Raw genomic sequence first — 25,033 nt, forward strand, 5'->3', positions numbered from 1 at the left:
GAAGCGCGTCTACAGGGCCCGGCTGATGGTGAAGCTGCCGAACACCGGCGGTTCCTTCTGCGTCTCGAACTCGCGGGTGCCCTGGTAGCGGGCCAGCGCGAACTTCCAGCTGCCTTTCATCAACGCGAAACCGAAACCGACGTAGGCGACGAAGGGTTCCTTGTCGACGCTATGGCTGTCGCGCCAGGTATTGCCGTCTAGGGTGATGTCGCGCAGCACCCAGCGCGCGTCCGCGGTCAGGAAACCGTGCCAGCGCCATGCGCCGCCGCGCCGGGTCTGGCTGCGCGGCGCGGTGTTCTCGCCGGCCGGACGCAGCGGCGTGCTGCCGAAGTCGTCGGGCAGGCGCAGGCCGAAGCGCACTTCCCCGCCGACATTGGCGAAGGTGGCCAGGGTGCCGACCGCGCCACCGTAATGCGAGATCGCATCCCAGCCCCACACGCCTTCGCTGCCGCCAAAACGGCGCATGCGTTCGTGTTGCAGCATGAACACCGGTTCGTCGTGCAGCTGGTTGTCCCAACCCTTGAAACGGTCCGCGCCGATGATCCGGTGCACGCCGTTCTGCACTTCTTCGCCGCGCGCCGAAGGACCGATCATGCCCAGGCGCAGCTGCGTGGTCTGCAACTGGTCGCCATTGCGCGCGTTGTAGCCCAGGCCGACCAGGAAACCGCCCACGTAGGGCCGGTCGTCCTCGATCAGGTCGCTGCGGCTGAAATCGGTGGGAGTGAAGATCGCGTGAGCGAAGGTCACCACCATGTTCTGCTGTTCGAAACCGCTGGGCTGGATCGCGCCGAGGTAGCGGTTGACCAGTCGCGCGAGACGCGGCAGGCAGGGGTCTTGGGTGTAGTCGGCCAGGTTCGGCGACACCAGGGTCAGCTGCACGCCGTTGCTGTAACCCTGGTCCTGGCCGCCGAACAGATCGTTGTCGACGCGGAAATTCACCGTGGGCGGCAATTCGGTGCGGCGCTCGCAGGTTTCGTCTGCGAATGCGGGGAAAGCGGCCAGCCATAGCAGCGCCAGCAAGGCGACGACTCGGGACATGGGGACGGGTCTTTTCGGGGGGTGGCGGAACAATGCGGCCGGGACGGACCGATTCCAATCGGGGTCTCGCGACAGAGCATCCCATCCGTGCCACGATGATCGGATGAAGAACGACCTGTTCACTTCCGCGCCAACCGCCGCGGACGGCATCCGCGTCGGCATCGGCGGCTGGGTTTATGCGCCCTGGCGGGACAATTTCTATCCCAAGGGCCTGGTACAGCGACGCGAACTGGAATACGCCAGCCGCCACGTCACCGCCATCGAGATCAACGGCACCTATTACGGCGCGCAGAAGCCGGCGACCTACGCCAAGTGGCGCGACGAAACGCCCGAGGGTTTCCTGTTCTCGGCCAAGGCGCCGATGCGGATCATGCAGTCGCGGACCCTGGCGAAGACCGGCCCGCAGATCGACGACTTCCTCGGCGGCATCGCCTCGCTCGGCAACCGCCTCGGCCCGATCGTCTGGCAGTTCGACGCCGGCGTGCGCATCGACCGCGACGATTTCGCCGTGTTCCTCGACCTGCTGCCGGCGACCGTCGACGGGCGCGCAATGCGCCACGTGCTGGATGTCCGCGACCCTGGCTTCGTCGGCACGGAGTTCCTCGCCCTCGCCCGTTCGCACGGCATGGCGACGGTGTTCACCGACTCGGACGAACACCCCTCGTTCGCCGACCTGACCGCCGATTTCGTCTACGCGCGACTGATGCGCTCGCGCGCGGACGTCGCCAGCGGCTATCCGGCCGACGAACTCGACGCGTGGGCACGGCGCATCCGCGACTGGCGCGACGGCGGTGACCCCGCGGACCTGCCGCACCTCGGCGCATCGGCACCGCGACGACCGCGCGAAGTGTTCGTGTTCTTCATCGCCAGCGCCAAGGAACGCAACCCGGCGGCAGCGATGGCATTGCTGGAGCGTATGAGTTCGCCTTGATCGCCAAGAAAGCAACGCATCTGCTGTTGCTTTTCAAGGCCCCGTCCGCAGCGGCGGAGCCGGTGGGTAAACCTCCGCAGGGGCGAGGCACAAGGATGTGCGCCGTTTCCGGAGCCGCAGAGCCTGCCCCGTACTTGATACGGGGATGCGGCTTCCGGAAATTCCCGCCGGCTCCGCGATCCCTTCGCGCAGCGAAGGGCGCGAGGAAGGGTGTGTTTCTTTTGCTTACTTTTCTTTGCACAAGCAAAGAAAAGTAAGTCGCCGTCAGGCGGAATACCGCCTAACCACGCTTGCGAAGATTCCCGTCCAGCCACACGACCAACGCGCCACCGACGACGAACAGCACCAGCACCCCCAGCGCATTGCGCGCAGCCGTGACCCAACCCAGCAGGTTCACGTCGATGAAGGGATACGGGTATTCGTCCACCCACTGCCCGCGCAACAGCGTCCACGCCACGTAAGCCAACGGGAACGCCAGCCAGCGCAACACATCGCCACGGCGCAGATCTCCGTGCGGAACGAACCCCAGCCACCACGCCCAGTACAGCAACGGCACCGCGTAATGCAGGCCGGTGTCCGCCCACCACTGTGCGCCCTGCGGCTGCCACAGATGGCGCAGGACCAGGAAATAGATCGCGCCGGTAACGCCGATGTACAGCGCCAGCGCCCCGCGCCCGCGCGCACTGGCGAAGAAACCCGGGCTGGCCAGCGCCGCATGCACGGCGACCAGCAGCACGCCCACGTTGCTGAGGATGGTGAAGTAACTGAAATAGCGCAGCGTGCCCATCCACGGCCCGATGCTGGAGCGCACCAGTTCCAGCAACAGCACGTACTGCAGCAGCAGCGAGCCCAGCGCCACCGCCGCGATCAGCGCGGCAAGGACGCGTCCGGTCCTGCCGATTCCGTCCGTTACCTGCATCGCCCGTCCCCTTCGCAACCGGTCGGCCCAGCTTGCCACACGGGCGCGGCGCCGTCGCGCGGGCCCAGCGCGCATGGCATGCTGTCGCTCTCCAGCCCCGCGGCACCCGCATGTACCTAGGTTATTACGGACTGCACGAAGCGCCGTTCTCGATCACGCCGGACCCGCGCTTCGTGCATCTCAGCGAACGCCACCGCGACGCGCTGGCGCACCTGCTGTTCGGCATCGACAAGGGCGGTGGCGGCGGCTTCGTCCAGCTCACCGGCGAGGTCGGCACCGGCAAGACCACGCTGAGCCGCCTGCTGCTGGAACAATTGCCGGCCGACACGCGCATCGCCCTGGTGCTGAACCCGCGACAGACCGCCGTCGAGTTGCTGGAAACCATCTGCGAAGAACTGCACATCGACATCGCCGGCAAGCAGGGCTCGGCCAAGGCCCTGGTCGATGCGCTGAACGCCCACCTGCTCGAAGCCTACGCCCGGGGCCTGCGCGTGGTGCTGCTGATCGACGAGGCGCAGAACCTGCCCGCCGACGCGCTGGAACAGGTCCGCCTGCTGACCAACCTGGAAACCGATACGCAGAAGTTGTTGCAGATCCTGCTGCTGGGCCAGCCGGAACTGCGCGCGATGCTGGCGAAACCTGAGCTCCGCCAACTCGCCCAGCGCATCACCGCGCGCTTCCACCTGACTCCGCTGGATCCGAAGGAAACCGGCGAGTACCTGCGCCATCGCTGGCGCGTGGCCGGCGGCGAGCGTTTCCCGTTCGATACGAAGGCCGTGCAGCGCGTGCACACGCGGTCCGGCGGCGTGCCGCGCCTGATCAACGTGATCGCCGAGCGCGCCCTGCTCGCCGGCTACGCGCGCGACACCGCCGGCATCGATGCGAAGTTGATCGATGCCGCCGCGGACGAAGTACTGCCGCCCGTCGCCAAGCGCACGTGGTGGCCATGGCTGGTCGCCGCCGGCGCCGCAACCGTCGCGGTCGCCGCGTTCGCGGCGCTGCAATGGCGGAACGGGCCGACGACGCCCGCCTCGGCTCCGGCGACGACTGCCGTCGAGGCACCCGTGCGGACACCGGCACCGGCGCCGTCGCGACCGAAACCCGTTCCCGTGGAAGCTGTCGATGCCGCCGCGCTGACCCAGTTGATCGGTGCGACCGGCGACACCCCGCTGCCTGCCTGGCAGCACCTGCTGGGATTGTGGAAGTTGCCCGCGGACGCGATCACCGTCGATCCGTCGGGCCCCTGCACGCCGGCCGCGCGAACCGACGTGCACTGCGTGCAGGGCAGTTCGCGCCTGGACGCGCTGCTCGCGCTCGACCGGCCCTTGTTGCTGCATCTGCGCGATGGCGACGCCAATGCCTGGGCCGTGCTGCTCGGCGCCGACGTGCGCAATGCGCGCGTGCGCATCGGCCAGCGCAGCGTCGATCTCGACCGGGTGTTGCTGCAATCGCGCTGGGATGGCGGTTACGTCGGTCTGTGGCAAGGCCCGGCGATGCTGGTCGCGCCACCTCAACCCCGTACCTCCGGACCTGCAGTGGACTGGATCCGGCATGCCCTTTCGCCAACCACCGATGCCGCAGCCGGAACGCCCTACGATGCCGCGCTGTCCCGGGCGGTGCGCGAATTCCAGAACGCGCGCGGCTTGCCGGCGGACGGCGTCGCCGGGCCGCTGACCCTGATGGCATTGGCCAGCGACGCGCCGGGCCCGCACCTGCTGCGCGTGCTGCAACCGAACTGACGAGAGCCGGCGAATGTCCCTGATCCTCGAAGCCCTGCGCAAATCGGAAGCCGAACGCCGCCGTGGCCAGGTACCCGACGTCGCCGCGGAGCTGCCGCCAGCACCCGCGGCGCACGCGCGCCGTTCGCCGGCATGGCTGCGGCCCGCGATCGTCGCCGGCGTGCTGGTCTTGCTCGGCGCGTTCTGGTGGTCGTTGCGCGATGCGTCCCCACCCGTTCCCGTGGCGCCCCTTCCGCCTCAGGCGAGCGCGGAAACCGAAGTCGCGCCACCGGCACTGGTCGTTCGTTCGCGTCCGGCGCCATCGACCACCGCGCCATCGCCCGCACAAACACAAGCGCGGCCTGCACCGGCGCCCGCCGCGCCACCCGCTTCCACGCCCGCGGCCCCGCAGCCCCAGCCGCCGCAACCTTCCGTTGCGTCCGCTTTGCCGCCGACTATCGCGCCACCGCCGCTGCCCGCGCCCGAGGACATTCCGACCACGACTGCGTCGCGCACGGAACTGACCATGCACGTGTGGGACGAATCCGCTGCGCGGCGCTTCGTCATCCTCAACGGCCAACGCATGGGCGAAGGCGATCGCAACGGCGAGTTGCAGGTCGTGTCGATCGAACGCGACGGCGTGGTGATCGAGCGCAACGGCCAGCGTTCGCGGCTGCGTTTGCCCTGACGATCGACATAGGAATGTCAAGGTTTCGGGAGTGGGAGCGACGTAAGTCGCGAATGCTTTTCAAGTGAACACGGAACAACTCAGGACAAAGAGCATTCGCGACTTACCGGCAGTGCTCCGGCACTGCCACTCCCACACCGGGAGAATTCTGCGGGTGTGCAGCGCGGCCAGCGATCGCTGGCTTCACCAATCGGAATGCCCCGGCAACAGGCCGCGCAGTTCCGCATCGGTCAGGTTGCGCCAGCGACCCGGCTTCAGCTCGCCGAGCTTGAGATTGTCGATGCGCACGCGGCGCAGTTGCTTGACCCGGTAGCCGAACGCTGTCGCCATCAGGCGAATCTGCCGGTTCAACCCCTGGGTCAGCACGATGCGGAAACCGAACTTGCCATGCCGGGACGTGCGGCACGGCAAGGTCTGCTGGCCGTGGATCCACAGCCCGCCCTTGGCCATGCCGCGCAGGAATTCGTCGGTCACCGGCAGGTTCACCGCCACCAGGTATTCCTTCTCGTGGTTGTTTTCCTTGCGCAGGATCTGGTTGACGATGTCGCCGTTGCTGGTCAGCAGGATCAGGCCTTCCGAATCCTTGTCGAGGCGGCCGACCGGGAAGATGCGCTGCTCGTGGCCGACGAAATCGACGATGTTGCCCTTGACCGAGCTCTCCGTGGTGCAGGTGATGCCGACCGGCTTGTTCAGCGCGATGTAGACGTGCCGGCGCTTGCCGGCCTTGGCACTGCGCGCACGCAGCAACTGGCCGTCGACGCGGACTTCGTCGCCCTCGCCGACCACCGCGCCGATGCCCGCGACCACGCCGTTGACGGTGACATGGCGCGCGGCGATCAGCCGGTCGGCCTCGCGGCGCGAACAGAAGCCGGTTTCGGCGATGAATTTGCTGAGTCGGGGCAGGCTGGGGCTTTCGATCATGCCTGCATTATCGGCCAAGCCTCGCCACCCGCGCCCGCCTGGCGGATCAATTCCTCCAGCGGACAGGGCTCGTGCAACGCATAACCCTGGGCGAAGTCGATGCCGATGCGCGCCAGCCGCGGCGGGGTTTCCGCCGATTCGATGCCTTCGGCGATGGTTTCCTTGCCCAGCGCCCGGGCGACCTGGGCCATCGAGCGCACCATGGCCAGGTCGCTGCCGCCCTTGCCGATGTCGCGGACGAAGGCGCTGTCGATCTTCACGATGTCGACCGGCAGGTCCTTCAGGTAGGCGAACGAGGACAGACCGCTGCCGAAATCGTCCAGGGCCACGCGGCAACCCCGTTCGCGCACCGCATCGATGAAGCGTCGCGCGTCGGCCAGGTTGCCGATCATCGCGGTTTCGGTGAGCTCGAAGCACAGCCTAGAGGCGACGGCGGGACGACGGTCGAGCCGTTCGGTCACCCGGGCCAGGAAGGCCGGGTCGGCGATGGATTGCGCGGAAATATTGACGTGGCACGAGGCCAGCCGCTGCAGGTGGCCGGGATGGCGGTCGAATTCGCCGAGCACCGCGTCCAGGACATGCCCATCCACCGCCGTGGCCTGGCCGAAGCGCTCCATCGCCATCAGGAATTCGCCCGGCGGATGCAGCACCCCGTCCATGCCGCGCATGCGCACCAGCACTTCGTAGCGCAGGCCCGCCTCCGGCGCATGCAGCGGGACGATCTTCTGCGCATACATCAACAGGCGCCGCTCGGCGATCGCCGCCTGCGCGCTGGTCACCCAGTCCAGGTCGTAGCGGCGGCGCGCCAACGCCCGGTTCGCATCGCTGTAGGCGCGGACGCGATTGCGCCCCTCTTCCTTGGCCAGGTAGCAGGCGGCATCGGCGGCGGACAACAGCCATTCGACGTCGGCGGCGGAAGCGTTGACCTCGACCAGGCCGACGCTGCAATGGAACGGCATTTCCCGTCCGTCCCAGCGGAACGACGTGCGCGAAAGCAGGCCGTGGATTTCCTCCATCGTGCGCAGGCCGTGCCCGAGGTCGGCGCCATGCAGGAACACCGCGAATTCGTCGCCACCCAGTCGGCCCAGCCAGTCGCCGCCCTGCAACTGCTCCGACAGCAGATTGACAAAGCGGCGCAGGAACCTGTCGCCGACCGCATGCCCGCAGGTGTCGTTGACCAGCTTGAACCGGTCCACGTCGATGAAGGCCAGCGTATGGACGATGTCGCCACGGCGCGCCTGCGCCAGGCCCTCGCCCAGCCGACGGCCGATCTCGCGCCGGTTGATCAATCCGGTCAGTTCGTCATGGGTGGCCTGGTGGGCGATTTCGCGGGCCATCGCGTGGGCGTCGGAAACGTCCTCCAGCAGCACGAAGATCCGGTCCGCCGAAGCTCCCGGGCGCGCCAGCGGCGAAGCGGTCCAGCGCACCCAGCGTACGCGGCCGTCGCGGGTCAGCAGCCGGCGCTCGCCGGACTGCAGCCATTGCTGCCAATCGGCTCCGTCGGCGGTCCTGTCCAGGTCCTCGGCCGGGACCATGTCCTGCACGCGCATGTCGCGCAGCTCCGCCAACGACGTGCCCAGCAGCTTGGCCAGCGCTTCGTTGGCCTGGACGATACGGCCGTCCGGCGCGAGCTTCAGCATGCCCACCGCGGCCTGGTGGAAGGCCATGCGGAATTCGGCCTCGGTCTCGCGCACGTGGCGCAAGGTGTGCTGCATCACCCGCAACGAATACCAGGCCAGCAGCGCGAACGCGACGGCGCTGGACAGCAGCAGCAGGCGGCGGATCGCCGCGGCGCCGCGCGCCAGCGAATCAGAGAACTCCACCGTCAGCGGATAGATGCGCGCGTTGATCTCGTACAACCGGCTCCGGTATGCGGCGATCTCATCCGCGTCGGGCGTTCCCCGGCGCCAGCGCGCTTCCAGTTCGTCGGCGATACCGGCCTGGGTCCGCAGGTCGGCGTCGGTACGTCGCCAGGCCCGCACCGAATCGCGCAGGTATGGCGCATCGGCCAGCAGGCGATAGACCCAGATCAGCCGGTCGTGGTCCTCGGGCCGGTTGCCGGCCGCGCGCACGTGGCGATACGCGGCCTCGAGGTCCGGCGGGTCGCGATCCAGCGCCTGGCGCAGGGCCAGGTCCTCGAGCGGAGTGCGCAGGGTCTGGCGCGCCTCGGCCAGGTCGCGCGGATCGCCGCTGCCGGAATAGCGGTACATCGCCAGTACCGACTGCTTCTGCATCTTCGACCACAGGCCTTCGGCATTGACGTAGGCGGTGACGCTGGCCTGGATTTCGAGCACCAGCCACGCGCCGAGCATGCCCAGCGCGACCAATCCGATCAGCCAATAGGCGCGGCCGGGCAGCCGCCGCAACGCCCTGGCATGGCCACGGTCGATCTCGTCGTCCACCACACGCGCATCCGCCCTCGCCACGCATCCCCCCGCGCCCGAGCGACCTGCATGGTCGGTTGCATCGCGTCCCCGGCCGCGATACCCGCCATCCCTGGTCGTTGACCGGAATGTAGCAGAGCCCGCCGGTCCGCGACGGGAATGCCGGCACATTCACGTGGTCGCGAACGCGGCCGCACCCCCAGGCGTCAGGACTGCTTCGGCGGACCCTTGCGATGCGGCTTCTTCGGCCCGCCGGGCTTGAACCCCGGTTTGCCGCCGGGGCGTCCCGCCCGCGCACCGAACTTGCGCGGCGGCTGTCCGCCGCCCTCTTCGCCTTCGCCCAGCCGGCTGATGCGCAGTTGCTGGCCGGAGACCCAGACCTTCTTCAGGTGCATCAGGGTCTCGCGCGGCATGCCTTCCGGCAGGTCGATCACGCTGTGTTCGTCGTGGATGTCGATGCGACCGATGTGCTTGCTTTCCAATCCCGCCTCGTTGGCGATGGCGCCGACGATGTTGGCCGGCTTCACCCCGTGCGCATGGCCGACCTCGATGCGGAAGCTTTCCATGCCGAATTCGGATGCTCCGCGCGGCTTCTTCTCGCGGCGGGGCTTGTCGTCGAAGCGGTTGTCCTCGAAACGGGAGTCGCGCTCGCGCAGCGGCCTCGACTCGCGAACCCTGTCGCCGAACTCGCGCTGCGCGCGTTCCGGCTTGCGGTCCGGCTCCAGCAGCAGCGGCGTATCGCCCTGCAACAGCTTGGCCAGGGCCGCGGCGATCTCCACCGCCGGCACGTCGTGCTCGCGTTCGTAATTCTCGATCAGGCCGCGGAATTCGCCTGACTGGCCCGTCGCCAACGCTTCGCCGATACGGGCGAGGAAGCGTTCGATGCGCTTGTCGTTGACCGCCTCGACGCTGGGCAGCGGCATTTCCTGGATCGGCTGGCGGGTCGCGCGCTCGATCGCGCGCAGCATGCCCTTCTCGCGCGGGGTGACGAACAGGATCGCCTCGCCGCTGCGCCCGGCGCGTCCGGTGCGGCCGATGCGGTGCACGTAACTTTCGGTGTCGTAGGGAATGTCGTAGTTCAGCACGTGGCTGATCCGCTCCACGTCCAGCCCGCGCGCGGCCACGTCGGTGGCGACCAGGATGTCGAGCTTGCCGTCCTTCAGCATGCCGATGGTGCGTTCCCGCTGCGCCTGCTGCATGTCGCCGTTGATCGCCGCCGCGGCCAAGCCGCGCGCCTGCAGTTTCTCGGCCAGTTCCTCGGTGCCGGCCTTGGTCCGGGCGAACACGATCATCGCGTCGAACGGCTCGACCTCGAGGATCCGGGTCAACGCATCCAGCTTGTGCATGCCGCTGACGAACCAGTAACGCTGGCGGATGTTGGTCGCGGTGGTGGTCTTCGCCGCGATGTTGACCTCGGCCGGCTCGCGCAGGTAGGTCTGGGCGATGCGGCGGATCTGGGCCGGCATGGTCGCCGAGAACAGCGCGACCTGGCGCGATTCCGGGGTCTTCTTCAGCACCGCCTCGACGTCGTCGATGAAACCCATGCGCAGCATTTCGTCGGCTTCGTCCAGCACCAGCGTGGTCAGGCCCGACAGGTCCAGCGAACCGCGTTCGAGATGGTCGATGACCCGCCCCGGCGTGCCGACGACGACGTGCACGCCGCGCTTCAGCGCCTGCAGCTGCGGAGCGTAGCTCTGCCCGCCGTAGATCGGCAGTACGTGGAAACCCGGCAACTTGGCCGCGTAGCGCTGGAACGCTTCGGCCACCTGGATCGCCAGCTCGCGGGTCGGCGCCAGCACCAGCGCCTGCGGCAGTTTCCTGTCCAGGTCGAGTCCGGACAGCACCGGCAGCGCGAACGCCGCGGTCTTGCCGGTGCCGGTCTGCGCGGTGCCGAGCACGTCGCGGCCGGCCAGCAGTGCGGGAATGGTTGCCGCCTGGATCGGCGAAGGCGACTCGTAGCCGACCTCGGCCAGCGCCGCCTGCACCGGGGCGGACAGGCCCAGAGCGGAGAACGGCACGGTGGTTTCGGAATCGGCGGACATGGCAGGCTCAGGGCTGATGGCTGCGTATTGTGCGCCCTGCCAGTGGTGTTGTCGCTCGAATCCGCTTCGGCGAGCCCGTAGGAGCGCCCCTGGGCGCGACAGAAAGACTGGCGCTACGCGGAAGATTCCGTCGATTGTGAGGTTCACGGTCGCGCCCAGGGGCGCTCCTACAAGGCCGGCCAGCGATACTCCGCCAGCACCGGGAAATGATCGGACGGATAGCGGCCATCGCGCTGGTCGGTAATGGTCTGCACGCGGCGGACCTGCAATCCCTTCGACCAGACCCAGTCGATGCGGCGGTCGGCCTTGCCGGTGAAATCGTGGAACGTGGCCTCGGGCCCGCTGCGGCGTGGCGCGGTCGTCCACGCGTCCTGTAGGGTGGCGGCCAACGCGCGGTAAGCGCCGCTATCGGGCACGTCGTTGAAGTCGCCGGTGACCACGACCGGGACGCCCTGCGGCAGCTTCGCCAACCTTTGCGCGATCAACGCCGCCGCACGGGTCCGCGCCTCGCCGTCCTGCTCACGATACGGGAAATGGGTGTTGAAGAAATAGAAACGCCGGCCGTCGGACTTGCGCTCGAACAGGGCCCACGTGACCATGCGCGGGAACAGGTTGCCCCAGGTGATGCTGCCGGCGACTTCGGGCGTGTCCGACAGCCAGAAATCCCCGGATTCGACCACACGCAGACGGTCCTTGCGATAGAACACGCCCATGTGCTCATCGCCGTCGTCGCCGCGCCGGCCGCGACCGAACCACGCGTACTGCGGCAGCCCGGCCACGATGTAATCGCCCTGTTCCTTGAACAGTTCCTGCGTGCCGAACACGTCGGCATCGGCGCGGCGGATGGTCTGCACCAGCAGGTCGCGCCGCGCTTCCCAGCGGTTCACGCCATCGTCCGCCGGCATCAGCCGCACGTTGAAGCTCATGACCCGCAGCGTTGGCGGGGTACCGGCCGCCGATGCGGTGACGGCCACCAACGCCAATCCGGCCAACAGGCCGCGGAACATGGCGATTGCACGGGTTTTCAGCATGAATCGATCCTCCGGAGGCGAACGGGCGGAATTTTGCGCTTCGGGATGTGATTTTATCGATTCCGCCGCGAATCACCTCCATGACCCGCATCGCACGCCTCGCATAATCGTACCGACGACCATGGAACTCGCCGCCCCGATGACCCAGGACTCACGTCTGCAATTCCGGGAATTGCTGGAAAGGCACCACGGCATCGTCGTCGGGGTCGCCAGGACCTACGCGTGGAACCCCGAAGACCGCGCCGACCTGGCCCAGGAAATCGCCGCGCAGTTGTGGCGTTCGTTCCCGCGTTACGACGGCACCCGGAACCTTTCCACCTGGATGTACCGGATTGCGTTGAACGTGGCGATCTCGTACGTCCGCGACAACGGCCTGCGCGGCAGGCGCGACATGCCGCTGGACGAAGGACTGCACGAACTGGCCGACGACAACGCCGTCGACCACGAACGCGAACAGCACATCCGCCTGCTGCACGCGTTCATCCGCAGGCAGAAGCCGCTCGACCGCGCCCTGCTGCTGCTTTACCTGGACGACCGCAGCCAGCGCGACATCGCCGAGATCCTCGGCATCAGCGAAACCAACGTGGCGACCAAGATCGGCCGCCTGAAGCAACGCCTCCGCGAAGAACTCTGACGCAGGCCCACGATAAGGGAAACGCCCATGGAACCCGACGAACTGAAGTCCGCCTGGCAGGCGATCAACCAGCGCCTCGATCGCCACGACGCACTGAACCTGCAATTGCTGCGGGAACGCAAACTGGACGGATTGCGCAGCAATCTGCGCCCGCTGTTCTGGGGGCAGTTCCTGCAGGTGCTGCTCGGCGTGGCGCTGGCGTTGCTCGGCATCGCCTGCTGGAAAAACAACCTGCATGCCGCGGGCTATTTGCTGGCCGGGGTCGTGCTGCACGCTTTCGGCGTCGCCAATGCGGCGCTGGGCGGCATCACCATGGGCCTGATCGGCGGCATCGACCATGCTGCGCCGGTGCTGGACATCCAGAAGCGGCTGACCCTGCTGCGTAAGTTCTACCTGTTCGGCGCCGTTCTCGTCGGCTTGCCGTGGTGGATCATGTGGATCGTGGTGGTGATCGCGTTCGCCGGACTCGCCGGGCACCCGCTGCAGGGCGGTACGCCGGCGTGGATCTGGATCAACCTGGCCGTGGGCGCGCTGGGCTTGCTGGCGACCTGGGGCCTGTACCGCTGGTCGCACGCCGATCCGAAGCGGGCGAAGCTGGCCAAATGGATGGACGACGCCATCTCGACCGCCAGCCTGCGCAAGGCGCAGGCGCGGCTGGACGAAGTGCGCCAGTTCGAGTGCGATTGAGCGCGATTCGCTAGACTGCGGCGATGCAGACCCTCGATTTCGAACTAGACGGCGACTACATCGAGCTGAACCAATTGCTCAAGCTGGCCGGCGTCGTCGACAGCGGCGCGAGCGGCAAGCATCGGGTCGCCGAAGGCCGGGTGCGGGTGGATGGCGAGACCGAGTTGCGCAAGACCTGCAAGATCCGCGCCGGACAGGTCGTCGAGACCGGCGACTGGCGCATCAGGGTCGTCGCCGCCAGCTGAGCGGCGGCGCCCCGTCGAATCACTGGGTCGTGGTCTTTGCCGCGTCGGCCGGAGCCGGCTCCGCGTTGGCGGTGCTCGCCGGCTTGGGCGCAGTCGCGACGGCGACCAGGTCGAATTCCGATAGCGGGCTTTCGTTGGCGCAGGTCTTGTCGGGGAACCCGTATTGCTTTCGCAGCTCGATGCCGCAGGCGTTCAGCGCTTCCAGCCCCGCGACCTCGCTGCGGCAGCGGTTGTCGAAGGCGCGGATGAAGGCGTCGCGGCGGGTAACGAAATCCTGCCCGCATTCGCGCATCAGGCGCAGGCGGTCCAGGTCGTCCTGCACCGGATTGACCCCGTCCAGTCCGTACCATTGCAGCTCGTCGGTGCTGAGCAGGCGCAGGTTGCGGTTCGGCACCGACATCATCTGGTCGGCCATCGCCACCGCGGCGCCGTTGCGTTCGAGGTAGTCGCGCACGCGGCCGTATACCGCGCGCAGCTCCTCGTTCAACTGCGCGCGCGTGGTGGCGGTGGAACTCATGCGGATGATGCGGTGGATGCCGACGTTGCCGCGGATCATGCGCATGTCGCCGGCAGCCAGCACCAGCACGCAGGCGCTGTGGCAGACCGCGCCCTCGCGCACCCACAGCGTCCAGTGCGACCCGGCGATCACGTCGCCGGCCTTGATCGCGTCCTCGACCATGCCGCCGACGGAGTCCAGGTCCAGCACGCGCTTGCCGATCTTCAGCTCGTCGGCGACGTGCACCACGCGCTGCAACAGCGCGGTGAACTTGGCGTCGATCTTGCCGGTGTAGCGCAGCCGCAACACGCCGCGTTCCACGCACGGCGCCATCACGGCTAGCAGGCTCTGCCGGTCCAGGTCGGTCAGCGCCTCGCCATCGCCCTGCCCGGCGTAGTCCAGTTCGCAGCTCAACGATCCTTCGCCCGCGGCCAGCGACAGCGGCGACCAGTCGAGCTTGGGCTCTTCACGCCGAGGCGCGGGCCGCTTCTGCGACGGCGTTTTCTCGACCGGCGCCGTACTGACCGCGCCACCCTCTTCCGGGTTGGCGACCTCGATGGTCTTCGACTTGTTCGCCACGGCCTCCGGCTGGCTTGGCCGGCAGGCGGCGATCAGCAGGCAAGCGATCAGCAGGCAAGGCAGTTTGGACATGGAAACGGCGGGACAATGCATGCAACGGGAATGGAACCAGTGTAACGGCCGCCCTTGCGGCTGCCCGCCTGCAGCCTGAATCGTCGCGAACGCTTCAGCTTCGGCAAATACGCGCCAACATCAGTCCGCGGTGCGCGTCGACGGCGCCAGCACGGGGCGCGGCAACCATTCGTCCTCGAGGTAACGCGGCCTGCACGCCTGCCAACCGCCCCAGGCCAGCGCCAGGATGCACAGGCCGAGGAAGCCCACCGGCCAGGCCCAATGCCCGCTCCATTCATGCAGCAGGCCGAACAACAACGGCCCGAGGCAGGCCAACGTGTAACCCACGCCCTGCACGAAGCTGGACAGCATCGCCGAGCCGGCCGGCGTGCGCGTGCGCAGGTTGATCAGCACCAAGCCCAGCGGGAAGGTCATGCCGGCCATGCCCAGCGACGCAGCCCACAGATTGGGGAACGCCAGCGGCTTCCACAGCATGCCGAGGAAACCGACGGCATAGCAGGCGACGGCCGCCAGCACGATCAGGAACGGCCGGCGCATGCGCGTGGCGACCAGCGGTACCAGCAAGGCCAGCGGCAGCAGCACCGCCGAATACACGCCCAGCAGGTTGCCCGCCGCCTGCGGCGTCGCGCCCGCCTCAACGAACCAGCGCGGCAACCAGGTGAACATCGAATACGTCGCCAGCGAGGTCATGCCGAACATCGCGCACATCGCCCAACCCAGTCCCGAATGCCACGCGCGTGCCTTGCGCGGCGGATGAGTATCGGGCAGGTCGCCGCCGTGCGCGTGGCCCTGCTGGCGCAACAGGACGATCCACGGCAGCAGCGCCACCAGCGACGCCACCGACCACGACGCCAGCGACACGCGCCAGCCGTAGGCATTCGCCAACGGCACCGCCGCGAACGCCGGCAACATCGTGCCCAGCTGCAGCAAGGTGATGTAGAGCGAACTCAGCACGCCGACTCGACCCGGGAAATGCCGTTTCACCAGCGGCGGCAAGGCCACGTTGCCGATGCCCATGCCCGCCAGCGCCAGCAGCGAGGTGACGATCAGCCCCGTCGTGCCCTGCACGAAGCCGCGCGCCAGCAATCCGGCGGTGGCCAGCGCCATCGCCAGCGCCGTGGTGCGCTCCAGGCCCAGCCGATGCACGATGCGCGCGGTCATGACGCCGAAGAAGGCGAAACTCGCGGTAGGCAACATGCCGACCACGCCAGTGACGGCGGAACCGAAACCAAAGGTCTCGCCGACCGTCTGCAACAGCGGCGTCAGCGACGTGACCGCGGTGCGGAGGTTGAATGCAGCCAGCAGGATGCCCGCCAGCGCCAGCCAGCGACCATGTCGCAGGCCTCCCCGAGGCGTTCCGGCGAGAAGCGTTGGATTTTCGGATGCGGGCATGGGAACGATACAGCGTGGGGGACCGCCATTGTCCCAAGCCCGACCCCATCCCGCACGATCACGAGCGGAACGCTGCCATCCATCCGCTTGAAGCTCGCGGCTGCCGACCCTTGCTCGGCCACGACCAGCGATTCGAATCTGCTTGTGCGATTGCCGTTACTTGCCTTCGACCCCGTCCGCAGCGGCGGAGCCGGTGGGTAGACCCCGCAGGGGCGGCGCACAGGGATGTGCGCCGTTTTCGGAAGGGGCAGGATGCCTCGCCCGAAAATTCCCGCCGGCTCCGCGGACCCTTCGCGTAGCGAAGGGCGCGAGGAAGGGTGTGTTTCTTTGGTTACTTTCTTTGCACAAGCAAAGAAAGTAACTCGCGCGTCAGCGCGAAACGCTTTCTGGAGACCGGGAGCAACGTCCATGGATTCCCGCTTTCGCGGGAATGACGAGCAAAGGCAGCCGAGCAGGCTCGGCTCTACAAAGCTGCAGCCGGTACACACGGTGGTGGAACACCGTTAATTCCGGGCGCACCCCCACCCCAGTCCTCCCCCGTCAAGGGGGAAGGCGCAAAACAGAGCAGAGCAAAATCGATTCCCGCCTTCGCGGCGACGACGAGCAGAAACTACACCTGCACCGTCTTCCACTTGCCGCGACTGAACAACCACAGCGTGAACAAACCGACCGACGTCTCCGACACGAACACCGCCCAGAACACCCCCAGCTCCTTCCAGTCGAAGTGCAACGCCAACAACCACGCCAGCGGAATCTGGATCAGCCAGAAGAACACCAGGTTGATCCGCGTCGGCGTCATCGTATCGCCCGCACCGTTGAACGCCTGCACGCTGACCATCCACCAGCCGTACACGAACAGCGAATACGACAGGATACGCAGCCATTCCGCCCCGACCGCGACCACCTTCGCATCGTCGGTGAAGAACGCAACGATGCCATGCGGGAACAGGAAGAACGCCACCGACACCACCAGCAGGTAGGCCATGTTGTACCAACCGATGCGCCATACCGAAGCCTCCGCGCGCTGCGGCTGCTGCGCCCCCAGGTTCTGGCCGACCAGCGTCGCCGCCGCGTTCGACATGCCCCAGGCCGGCATCATCGTGAACATCATCACCCGGATCGCGATGGTCGCCCCGGCGACCGCCTCGCTGCCGATGCTGGCGAGCACGCGCATCAGGAAGATCCACGAAGTCATCGCCACGATCATCTGGCCGATGCCGCCCAGCGAAGTGCGCACGATGTTCCACAACACCGCGCCCTGCCAGGCGATCTGCGAAGCGGCCACGCGGATGTGCTTGCCGCCATGGAACAGCACCCACAGCTGGAACAGCACGCCGACGCCGCGGCCGATGTTGGTGGCGATGCCCGCGCCCTCGATGCCCAGCGCCGGCACCGGGCCGAGACCGAAGATCAGCAGCGGGCACAACAGGATGTTCAGACCGTTCGACAGCCACAGCACACGCATCGCGATGGCCGCGTCGCCGGCTCCGCGGAAAATCGCGTTGATCACGAACAGCAGCATGATCACCGCGTTGCCGCCGAGCATCCATTGGGTATAGCGGTAGCCGTGCTCGAGGGTCCACGCATCGCCACCCATCAAGCGCAACAGGTCCTGCGCCCAGACGATGCCGGCCAGCGCCGGCAGCACCGACGCCAGCAGCGCGACGAAAATCGCCTGCACCGCGCTGATCGCGGCTTCCTCGCGCTTGCCCTCGCCGATGCGCCGCGCGATCACCGCGGTCACCGCCATCGCCAGGCCCATCGCGACCGAATACACCAGGAACAGGTAGCTTTCGGTCAGCCCGACCGTGGCCACCGCCGACGGCCCCAGCTTGGCGACGAAGAAGATGTCGACCACCGCGAAGGTCGATTCCAGCACCAGCTCCAGCACCATCGGCACCGCGAGCAGGAACACTGCGCGACGCAGCGGGATGCGGGTGTAGTCGGCGTGGGTGCCGCGGACCGCGTCGCGCAGTTCGGCCCACAGGGACTGGGGCGCGGCGGTTTCGTGGGCTTCCGGGGATTCGGCGGCGGGCTGTTCGGGCTGCATGTCGGCTCCGTGATTGCGATGCGGATACTGCCATGACGAACGGGAAAGGCGTGGATCGACACGCCTGCGCACGGTTGCGTCAGCCGCCCGCCATTTCCACCAGCTTGGCCACCGTGTTCATGTTGCGGGCCGTGCCCGCCTTCGCCGCGGGGATCTGCAGCTTCGAATCGCGCATCCCGTCGACATCGCGGTAATCGACGTAGATTTCGCGCGTGCCCAGGGCCACCCGCTCGTTGCGCAGGCCCTTGGCCTGGTCCAGCGCACCGGCTGGCGGCACTTCGTCGAGGAAGATCGCCACCACCCGGTTTGGCGCCGAATCCGCGAACGGGTTGGCGTCCAGCGCCTCGCGCATCTGCGCGACCGAACGCACCAGCACGCCGACCGGCTTGCCCGCATAGGCCTGCAGCGCCGCCTCCAGCGCCTGCTTCACCTGTCGCTCGTCCTTGCCGCCGCGCAACACCACATTGCCGCTGGCGATGTAGGTACGCACATCGCGGAATCCCGCCTTCGCGCACAGCGCGCGCAGGTCCTCCATCGGCAGTTTGCCGGTGCCGCCGACGTTGACCGCGCGCAAAAGGGCAATGAAGGTATCCATGTCCCAGCTTAACCGACGTGGGTTTCAGTTGCCGAGCAGCGGATACACGCGCACGTAATCGACCTGCATCGTGGCGGGGAACGCGGCGGCGTCCACGCCCTGCTTGCCGCCCCAGTCGCCGCCAACCGCCACGTTCAACAGCCAATGGAAGCGCCGGTCGAACGGCCAGGCATCTGCGCCGCTGCCTTCGTTGCGGAATTCGAATACCGGCGCATCGTCGATGTAGCCGCGGATCGCATCCGGGGTCCAGTCGATGCGGTAGCGATGGAATTGCGAAGTCGCGTCGGGGACCGGGGTGACGCTGGTCTTCTGCGTGCCGGCGATGTGGTTGTAGGCCTGGGTATGCACGCTGACGTGCACGCGGCCGGGGTCGTAGCCTACGTGCTCCATCATGTCGATCTCGCCCGACCGCGGCCAGCCGCCGTAGGCCCAATCGGTGGGCAGCAGCCAGATCGCCGGCCAGGTACCGACGCCCGGAGGCAGTTTCGCCCGCGCCTCGAAGCGGCCGTAGAGGAAATCGCCCTTGCCCTTCGACACCAGCCGCGCGGAAGTGAAGTCGCTGCCCTTGCGGCGCTGCCTGCGCGCGACGATGTTTAGTACGCCCTTTTCGACGTAGGCGTTGGCCTTGCGCTTGCCGTAGTACTGCAGCTCGTGGTTGCCCCAGCCGTCGCCGCCGATGTCGTAGCCCCACTTCGCCCGGTCAGGCTTTCCCTGGTAATCGAATTCGTCCTGCCAGGCCGGCACGTCCGCGAAACGCCATGCGGCCTGCTGCGTCGGCAACTGGCCGGTCGCGTGTCCCGCGCATGCGAGCAGCAGCAGCGCGAGCAAACAGATCGCTGCCCGCCCGGATTTCACGCCTTCATCCCTTCGACCCCAGGCCGCGTCAACGACCAGAACCCGATGTCGCGGCGCAAACGGTAGCCCATGCGCTCGTACATCGACTTGGCACGCGGGTTCTCGTAGCTGACGTGCAGGAATGGCAGGTCGCCGCGCTGCAGCGTGTCGTTGCCCAGCCACGCGGTCAGGCGACGCGCATAACCTCGGCCGTTGTAATCGGGGTGGGTGCAGATCGCGCTCATCTCGCGGCAACCGGAAGCGCCGAGGCGCTCGCCGATCATCGCCGCGAGCCGGCCGTCTTCGTAGATGCCGAAGTAGCGGCCCATCTCCATCGTGCGCTCGCGGAAATAATGCGGATAGACCAGCGCGGTCAGCGCCAGCACGTCATGGCGATGGCGTTCGTCCAGCGGCACGATTTCGGGACCGTCGGGAACCGGCAGCGGCGCGTCGCAGACCATCTGCGCCAATGGACGATAAGCCTCCAGCCGCCAGCCTTCCGGCACCTTCGGCGTAGTGCCGAGCAGATACACGGATTCGCCCGGCGCCACCAGGCTGCCCAGCGCCGCATCGACGCGGGCGCCATCGCGGGCGACGCCGAGGAACGGCGCGTATTCGGCCGGATAACGGGCCACATCGTCGGCGGCCACGGCCAGGTGCGCGTGGATGCTGCGCAGCGCCGACCAGAACGGTTGGTCGAGTTCGGAAACGGGCATTCAACGATAAAGTGGCGGCGTGGCGGCGACGCCACCCGTGCATGTTCGATCCTCGGATGGCCTCAGGCAAGCGCCATGCGGGCAGCGCCGTCACCGCACGGGTTCGACCACGAAGATTTCACCATCCAGGTCGACCAGATATAGATTGCCGGCTTCGTCCACGCCGAAACTGACCAGGTTGTTGAATTGCCCGGCGTCCGGTGCGAAATCCGCATTGCGCAAGACGAACTCGGAACTGGCCAGCGTGGTTCCCTGCGCCACCCGCGAAACCGGGATCGTCCACGTGTTCGGCACGATGAAATCGGCGAACGCGTACTGGCCCTGCAACTGCTCTATCGGACCGCGATAGACGTAACCACCGATCACGGTGTTGCCCTGGCGCGTACCCGAGCCATGCAGGTATTCCGCAACCGGCGGGGTCAGGCCGACGGTCGATCCACCGCGATACGCCCGCGTGCCTTCCATGATCGGCCAGCCGTAGTTGGCGCTGGCGTCGGTCGGACGCAGCAGGTCGATTTCCTCGACCGCATCCTGCCCCACGTCGCCGATCCAAAGGTTGCCGGTGGCCGGGTCAAATCCGTTGCGAAACGGATTGCGCAGACCATAGGCCAGCACCTCCGGCGCGCCGCCGCCGGTGGCGAACGGGTTATTCGCCGGAATCGCGTAATCGCGCAACGTATCGGTGGCATAGGCGTCGCGCGAAGGGTCGATGCGCAGGATCTTGCCCAGCAGGGTATTGGGATTCTGCCCGTTGTTGTCCGGATCGCCACCCCCACCGCCGTCGCCGACGCCGATGTACAGCAGGTTGTCCGGGCCAAAGCCGATCCAGCCGCCGTTGTGGTTGCTGCGCGGATGCGGCACCGACAGGATCGCATCGCCGGTCGCGGGATCGGCGCGGTCGCGGTTGCCGCTCATCGTGCGGTATTTGCGTATCTCTATCGTGCCGCCGGGAATGGTGACGAACACATAGAACGTACCGCTGTCGCGGAAATCCGGCGCGGTCGCGAAACCGAGCAGGCCGCGCTCGCCGTCCGTCGCGATCTGCCCGGTCAGATCGAGGAAAGGCGTCGGCGCGATCGTTCCGGCCGAGGGCGACAACAACAGGATGCGGCCGCCCAGTTCGACGACGAATACGCGCCCGCTGCCATCCGGCACCGGTGCCAGGAACGCGGGCTGGTTCAGTCCCGCCGCGACCCGGCGCACGCGGAATGCGGTTTCGCCGACATCGGTCACCGTCACCGACAAGGAAAGGGTGGCCCTGGCCATGCCGTCGCTGACCGCCAGGTCGACCTGGTAGACGTTGTCGCGATTGCCATCACCTGGATTTTCGAAATCCGGCGGAGACGCGAACGACAGGCCGCCGGCGGAAGTGATCTGAAACCGGTTGCGATCGGTGCCGCCGGACAACGAAAACGTCAGCGCATTGCCGTCCGCATCCGTGGCCATCGCAGTGTAGAACACGCCGGCGGCGTTTTCCGCGACCGCCGCCGTCCCGGGCGAGGTGAACACCGGTGCCCGGTTCGATGCGGGCGGCGGAGTTCCACCACCGCCATTGCCACCACCGCTACTGCTGCCGCCACCGCCACAACCGGAGACCGCCAGCGCCAGCGACACCGCCAAGCCCACGCCCCATCGCCGTGACACCGTCATCGGATCTCTCCCCGCGCATGTTCGGCGGAGGGTGTTCCTGCGAACGCTAGTTCTGCGTGAAGAGACCAGGTCCCATCCGGCCGGGCAACGTCGCTCGATTGCTCAGGAAACCGGAACCTGCTGTTCCTGCGCCACCACGCCACGCCACCAGCGTTCGCCGGCATGCGGCGCGTCCAGGTCGATGCGTTCGCCCATGACCGGCGTCGCCACTTCGATGCCGCGTTCGCCACCCAAGGCCAGCACGAGTTCGAACGGCTCGAACCACGGATGCATGGCCAGGTCGAAGGTGCCGTTGTGGATCGGCAGCAGCCAGCGTCCGCGCAGGTCCTGGTGCGCCTGCACCGTCTGTTCGGGCTGCATGTGCACGTACGGCCACTGCGCGTTGTAGGCGCCGGTCTCCATCAGGGTGAGGTCGAACGGGCCCAGCCGACGACCGATCTCGGCGAAGCCGGCGAAGTAACCGCTGTCGCCGCTGAAGAACACGCGCCGTTCGCCGTCCACGATCGCCCAGGAACCCCACAGCGTGCGATTGCCGTCGCGCAACCCGCGCCCGGAGAAATGCTGGGCCGGCGCGAAAGTGAACTGCACGCCATCAACCGTCGCGCCCTGCCACCAGTCGAACTGGCGCACGTTCGCCCGCGGCACGCCCCAGGCGACTAGGCGGTCGCCGACGCCGAGCGGCGCGAGGAACAGGTCGGTCTTCTTCGCCAATGCCTTGATCGCCGCCTTGTCCAGGTGGTCGTAGTGATCGTGCGACAGCAGCACGCCGCGGATCGGCGGCAGTTCGTCCAATGCGATGGGCGGTGCATGGAAACGCTTGGGGCCGAACCATTGCACCGGCGAGGCGCGCTTCGAGAACACGGGATCGGTCAGCCACCATTGGCCGCGCAATTTCATCAGCAGGGTCGAATGCCCCAACCGGTAAAGGCTGCGGTCCGGCGCGGCATCCAGTTCGGCGCGGGTCAATCGGCGCACCGGGATCGGCGCGCGCGGTTCGGTGTTCTTCGGCTTGTTGAAGAAGAAGTCCCACATCGTCCCCGCGCCGGGTTGCGGCGCGGTGGCCGGTCTGGGCGTGGTGTTGCGGAACTGGCCATCGGCGTACTGCCGGGAATCCGCGTAATCGCCGAGAGGCGTACGCAGGCATTGGGAAGCGGTCAAGACGATGACTCCGGCATCAGGGGGACACGCCCACCCGACGACGCCTGGGCTTCGCGGCACTATCCGGCTTGCCCAGAGATTGTCGGCGAATTGGCATGGAACCTTGGAACTGGGGTCGGATCGAACGGACGCAAGCCCCCTTCATTCCCCCGATGGCAGGCGGGACTGGCATGCGCTGGCGCCCAGGCAAGCACGGGCTCGTCGCCGCGGCGTCCGCGCGGTCCGCACCCGTCGTGCCCTGCGTCGATCCGACGCATGCCCGAATTTCCCGCTGGAGAGCGCAAGGCAACGGCGGCCGGATCACCGGCCGCCACGGAACGCTCCACGTATCGTCAGCGCGGCTCCAGCACGAATATCTCCCCGTCCATGTCGACCAGGTAGAGATTTCCCGCCGTGTCCACGCCGAAACTCACCAGCATGTCGAAGCTGCCCGCATCGGGCGCGAAATCGGTATTGCGCACGGTGAAAGCGGATGGTTGCAAGGTCGTACCTTGTGCGACCTGGGATATCGGCAACGTCCACACGTTGTGGAGGATGAAGTCGGCGAACACGTAAAGTCCGCGCAGTGACTGCACCGGACCGCGGTACACCGGGCCGCCGATCACCGTGTTGCCCGCCAAGGTGCCGCTGGTAGCGTGAGGGTATTCGGCCACCGGCGCCGTCAGGCCAACGGTCGAACCGCCGCGGTTCACCCGCGTACCTTCCAAGATCGGCCAGCCGTAATTGAGTCCGCCTTCGGTGGTACGCCACAGGTCGACTTCCTCGATTTCGCCCTCGCCCACGTCGCCGATCCACAGGTTACCGGTGGCCGGATCGAACCCATTGCGGAACGGATTGCGCAGGCCCCGCAGCAGCACTTCCGGCGCACCGCCGCCGCTGGCGTACGGATTGCCGGCGGGGATGGCGTAATCGCGTGCCGCGTCGGCCGGGAAATCGTCGCGCGAGGGATCGATGCGCAGGATCTTGCCCAGCAGCATGTTGGGATCCTGCGGATCATTGGGACTGGCCGCGTCGCCGCCATCGCCGATGGCGATGTACAGGTTGTTGTCGTTGCCGAAGCCGATCCAACCGCCGTTGTGGCCGCTGTCCGGATGCGCCACGCGCAGGATGGGATCGGCGGTAGCCGTATCCGCACGGTCGGGATTGCCGGCCTGGGTCTTATAGCGGCGGATTTCGATGGTGCCGTCGGCCACGGTGACGAACACGTAGAAGTTGTGGCTGGTGGGGTAATCCGGCGCGGTGGCGAAACCGAGCAGGCCGCGTTCGCCGCTGACCCCGATCTGTCCGGTCAGGTCGAGGAACGGCGTCGAAGCGATCGCGCCGGTCGCGGGGTTCAGCAGGCGGATGCGGCCATTGCGTTCGACCACGAACACGCGACCACTGCCGTCCGGCACGCCCGCAACGAACACCGGCTGATCGAACCCGGTCGCCACCCGGCGCACCCGGTATGCGGTGCTTTCGGACACATTGGTCACCGTCACCGCCAGGGCCAGCGTGGTACTGGTCTTGCCGTCGCTGACCGATACCACCACCTGGTAGACGTTGTCGCCGTTGGCGTCGACGGGCGCTTCGAAATCCGGCGCCGCGACGAAGGACAGGGCGCCGCCGGCGGTGATCTGCAGGCGGGCGCGATCGGTGCCGCCGCTCAGCGAATAGGTCAGCGTATCGCCGTCCGCATCGGTCGCCGTGGCCGTGTAGAACACGCCCGCGGTGTTTTCCGCCACGCTGGCCGCCGCCGCCGAAGTGAATACCGGGGCCCGATTCGGCGTGTCGGCGACATCCGTCACCGTCACGGTCACCATCTGCGTAGCACTGGCCGTGCCATCGCTGACCGACAGTTCGACCTGATAGACATTGTCGCCGTTGGCGTCGACAGGCGCCTCGAAATCCGGCGCCGCGATGAAGGACAGCGCACCGGCCGCGCTGATCTGGAAGCGGGCACGGTCGGTGCCGCCGCTCAACGAGAAAGTCAGCGCATTGCCATCCGCATCGGTCGCCGCGGCCGTATGGAACGTACCCGCGGTGTTTTCGGCCACGCTGACCGTTGCCGCAGACGTGAAAACCGGTGCCCGGTTCGCCGGAGGCGGTGTCGTACCTCCTCCTCCGCCGCCTCCACCTCCACCGCCGCCGCAAGCGGCCAGCAGCAGCGCCATCATCCCTACCGCACCTACTCCCAAGCCTCGTGAAGTCGTCATCTGACACTCCAAACAACAGGCCCCTGCACTGCGATCCTATCGCGGTATCCGGTCCGCA

Annotated in this window: 21 protein-coding genes; 6 read left to right on the top strand and 15 right to left on the bottom strand. The window is 67.4% G+C overall.

What is annotated here, in order from left to right:
- Positions 1 to 9: 9 nt before the first annotated feature.
- Positions 10 to 1,038 (bottom strand): lipid A deacylase LpxR family protein, encoded by a 1,029-nt coding sequence (locus J5837_RS00160; protein WP_210534706.1) that lies wholly within the window; start codon positions 1,036 to 1,038, stop codon positions 10 to 12.
- A 103-nt stretch (positions 1,039 to 1,141) separates the two neighbouring features.
- Here J5837_RS00160 and J5837_RS00165 point away from each other — a divergent pair, with 103 nt between their 5' ends.
- The gene (locus J5837_RS00165; protein WP_210534707.1) at positions 1,142 to 1,969 is read left to right on the top strand and encodes a DUF72 domain-containing protein; all 828 of its coding nucleotides are present in this window, start codon (positions 1,142 to 1,144) and stop codon (positions 1,967 to 1,969) included.
- A gap of 280 nt (positions 1,970 to 2,249) precedes the next feature.
- On the opposite strand, the gene J5837_RS00170 is transcribed toward J5837_RS00165, so the two are convergent.
- A complete protein-coding gene (locus tag J5837_RS00170) occupies positions 2,250 to 2,888 on the bottom strand; it encodes a Pr6Pr family membrane protein (protein ID WP_210534708.1) in 639 nt (212 codons plus the stop codon).
- Between the two features lie 110 nt (positions 2,889 to 2,998).
- Here J5837_RS00170 and J5837_RS00175 point away from each other — a divergent pair, with 110 nt between their 5' ends.
- Entirely contained in the window at positions 2,999 to 4,627 is a 1,629-nt protein-coding gene (locus J5837_RS00175) for an ExeA family protein (RefSeq protein ID WP_210534709.1), read from the top strand.
- 13 nt (positions 4,628 to 4,640) lie between these two features.
- Positions 4,641 to 5,294 carry a general secretion pathway protein GspB gene (locus tag J5837_RS00180; RefSeq protein WP_210534710.1) on the top strand — a complete coding sequence of 218 codons (654 nt, stop codon included), beginning with the start codon at positions 4,641 to 4,643 and terminating at the stop codon, positions 5,292 to 5,294.
- Between the two features lie 183 nt (positions 5,295 to 5,477).
- Here the strand turns inward: J5837_RS00180 and J5837_RS00185 are convergent, their stop codons facing one another.
- The 4 genes from J5837_RS00185 to J5837_RS00200 form a co-directional block, all read right to left on the bottom strand.
- A complete protein-coding gene (locus J5837_RS00185) occupies positions 5,478 to 6,215 on the bottom strand; it encodes a pseudouridine synthase (protein ID WP_210534711.1) in 738 nt (245 codons plus the stop codon).
- Positions 6,212 to 8,617, bottom strand: coding sequence for a putative bifunctional diguanylate cyclase/phosphodiesterase (locus J5837_RS00190; protein ID WP_210534712.1), 2,406 nt, complete (start codon positions 8,615 to 8,617; stop codon positions 6,212 to 6,214). Before J5837_RS00190 ends, J5837_RS00185 begins: the two co-directional genes overlap by 4 nt.
- Before the next feature lie 188 nt (positions 8,618 to 8,805).
- Positions 8,806 to 10,641, bottom strand: coding sequence for a DEAD/DEAH box helicase (locus J5837_RS00195; RefSeq protein ID WP_210534713.1), 1,836 nt, complete (start codon positions 10,639 to 10,641; stop codon positions 8,806 to 8,808).
- A 167-nt stretch (positions 10,642 to 10,808) separates the two neighbouring features.
- Entirely contained in the window at positions 10,809 to 11,672 is an 864-nt protein-coding gene (locus tag J5837_RS00200) for an endonuclease/exonuclease/phosphatase family protein (protein ID WP_210534714.1), read from the bottom strand.
- Between the two features lie 121 nt (positions 11,673 to 11,793).
- Here J5837_RS00200 and J5837_RS00205 point away from each other — a divergent pair, with 121 nt between their 5' ends.
- Genes J5837_RS00205 through J5837_RS00215 form a run of 3 tightly spaced genes read left to right on the top strand, consistent with a single transcriptional unit; the run spans position 11,794 to position 13,238 of the window.
- Complete coding sequence (locus tag J5837_RS00205) at positions 11,794 to 12,306, top strand: RNA polymerase sigma factor (protein WP_210534715.1); 513 nt, start codon at positions 11,794 to 11,796, stop codon at positions 12,304 to 12,306.
- Between the two features lie 27 nt (positions 12,307 to 12,333).
- On the top strand, positions 12,334 to 12,993 hold the full coding sequence (locus J5837_RS00210; RefSeq protein ID WP_210534716.1) for a serine/threonine protein kinase: 660 nt from the start codon (positions 12,334 to 12,336) through the stop codon (positions 12,991 to 12,993).
- 23 nt (positions 12,994 to 13,016) lie between these two features.
- Positions 13,017 to 13,238: an RNA-binding S4 domain-containing protein gene (locus J5837_RS00215; RefSeq protein ID WP_210534717.1), complete on the top strand. Its 222-nt coding sequence runs from the start codon at positions 13,017 to 13,019 to the stop codon at positions 13,236 to 13,238.
- Positions 13,239 to 13,257: 19 nt separating this feature from the next.
- Here J5837_RS00215 and J5837_RS00220 read toward each other — a convergent pair whose 3' ends face one another.
- From J5837_RS00220 to J5837_RS00260, 9 genes are all read right to left on the bottom strand, one after another.
- Positions 13,258 to 14,385 (bottom strand): COG3904 family protein, encoded by a 1,128-nt coding sequence (locus J5837_RS00220; RefSeq protein WP_210534718.1) that lies wholly within the window; start codon positions 14,383 to 14,385, stop codon positions 13,258 to 13,260.
- Positions 14,386 to 14,505: 120 nt separating this feature from the next.
- Positions 14,506 to 15,777, bottom strand: a complete 1,272-nt coding sequence (locus J5837_RS00225; RefSeq protein WP_210534719.1) for an MFS transporter — start codon at positions 15,775 to 15,777, stop codon at positions 14,506 to 14,508.
- 610 nt (positions 15,778 to 16,387) lie between these two features.
- Positions 16,388 to 17,827: an MATE family efflux transporter gene (locus J5837_RS00230; RefSeq protein WP_210534720.1), complete on the bottom strand. Its 1,440-nt coding sequence runs from the start codon at positions 17,825 to 17,827 to the stop codon at positions 16,388 to 16,390.
- A gap of 79 nt (positions 17,828 to 17,906) precedes the next feature.
- Entirely contained in the window at positions 17,907 to 18,422 is a 516-nt protein-coding gene (locus J5837_RS00235) for a DUF1697 domain-containing protein (protein ID WP_210534721.1), read from the bottom strand.
- 24 nt (positions 18,423 to 18,446) lie between these two features.
- Positions 18,447 to 19,277 carry a glycoside hydrolase family 16 protein gene (locus tag J5837_RS00240; RefSeq protein WP_342345485.1) on the bottom strand — a complete coding sequence of 277 codons (831 nt, stop codon included), beginning with the start codon at positions 19,275 to 19,277 and terminating at the stop codon, positions 18,447 to 18,449.
- Entirely contained in the window at positions 19,274 to 19,972 is a 699-nt protein-coding gene (locus J5837_RS00245) for a GNAT family N-acetyltransferase (RefSeq protein ID WP_210534722.1), read from the bottom strand. The genes J5837_RS00240 and J5837_RS00245 overlap by 4 nt, the downstream gene beginning before the upstream one ends.
- A gap of 90 nt (positions 19,973 to 20,062) precedes the next feature.
- Positions 20,063 to 21,622, bottom strand: coding sequence for a PQQ-dependent sugar dehydrogenase (locus tag J5837_RS00250; protein ID WP_210534723.1), 1,560 nt, complete (start codon positions 21,620 to 21,622; stop codon positions 20,063 to 20,065).
- 102 nt (positions 21,623 to 21,724) lie between these two features.
- Positions 21,725 to 22,780, bottom strand: a complete 1,056-nt coding sequence (locus J5837_RS00255; RefSeq protein ID WP_244755449.1) for an MBL fold metallo-hydrolase — start codon at positions 22,778 to 22,780, stop codon at positions 21,725 to 21,727.
- 332 nt (positions 22,781 to 23,112) lie between these two features.
- Positions 23,113 to 24,975, bottom strand: a complete 1,863-nt coding sequence (locus tag J5837_RS00260) for a PQQ-dependent sugar dehydrogenase (protein ID WP_210534724.1) — start codon at positions 24,973 to 24,975, stop codon at positions 23,113 to 23,115.
- Positions 24,976 to 25,033 lie beyond the last annotated feature (58 nt).

Source organism: Pseudoxanthomonas helianthi, assembly GCF_017939625.1.
Lineage (GTDB): Bacteria > Pseudomonadota > Gammaproteobacteria > Xanthomonadales > Xanthomonadaceae > Pseudoxanthomonas_A > Pseudoxanthomonas_A helianthi.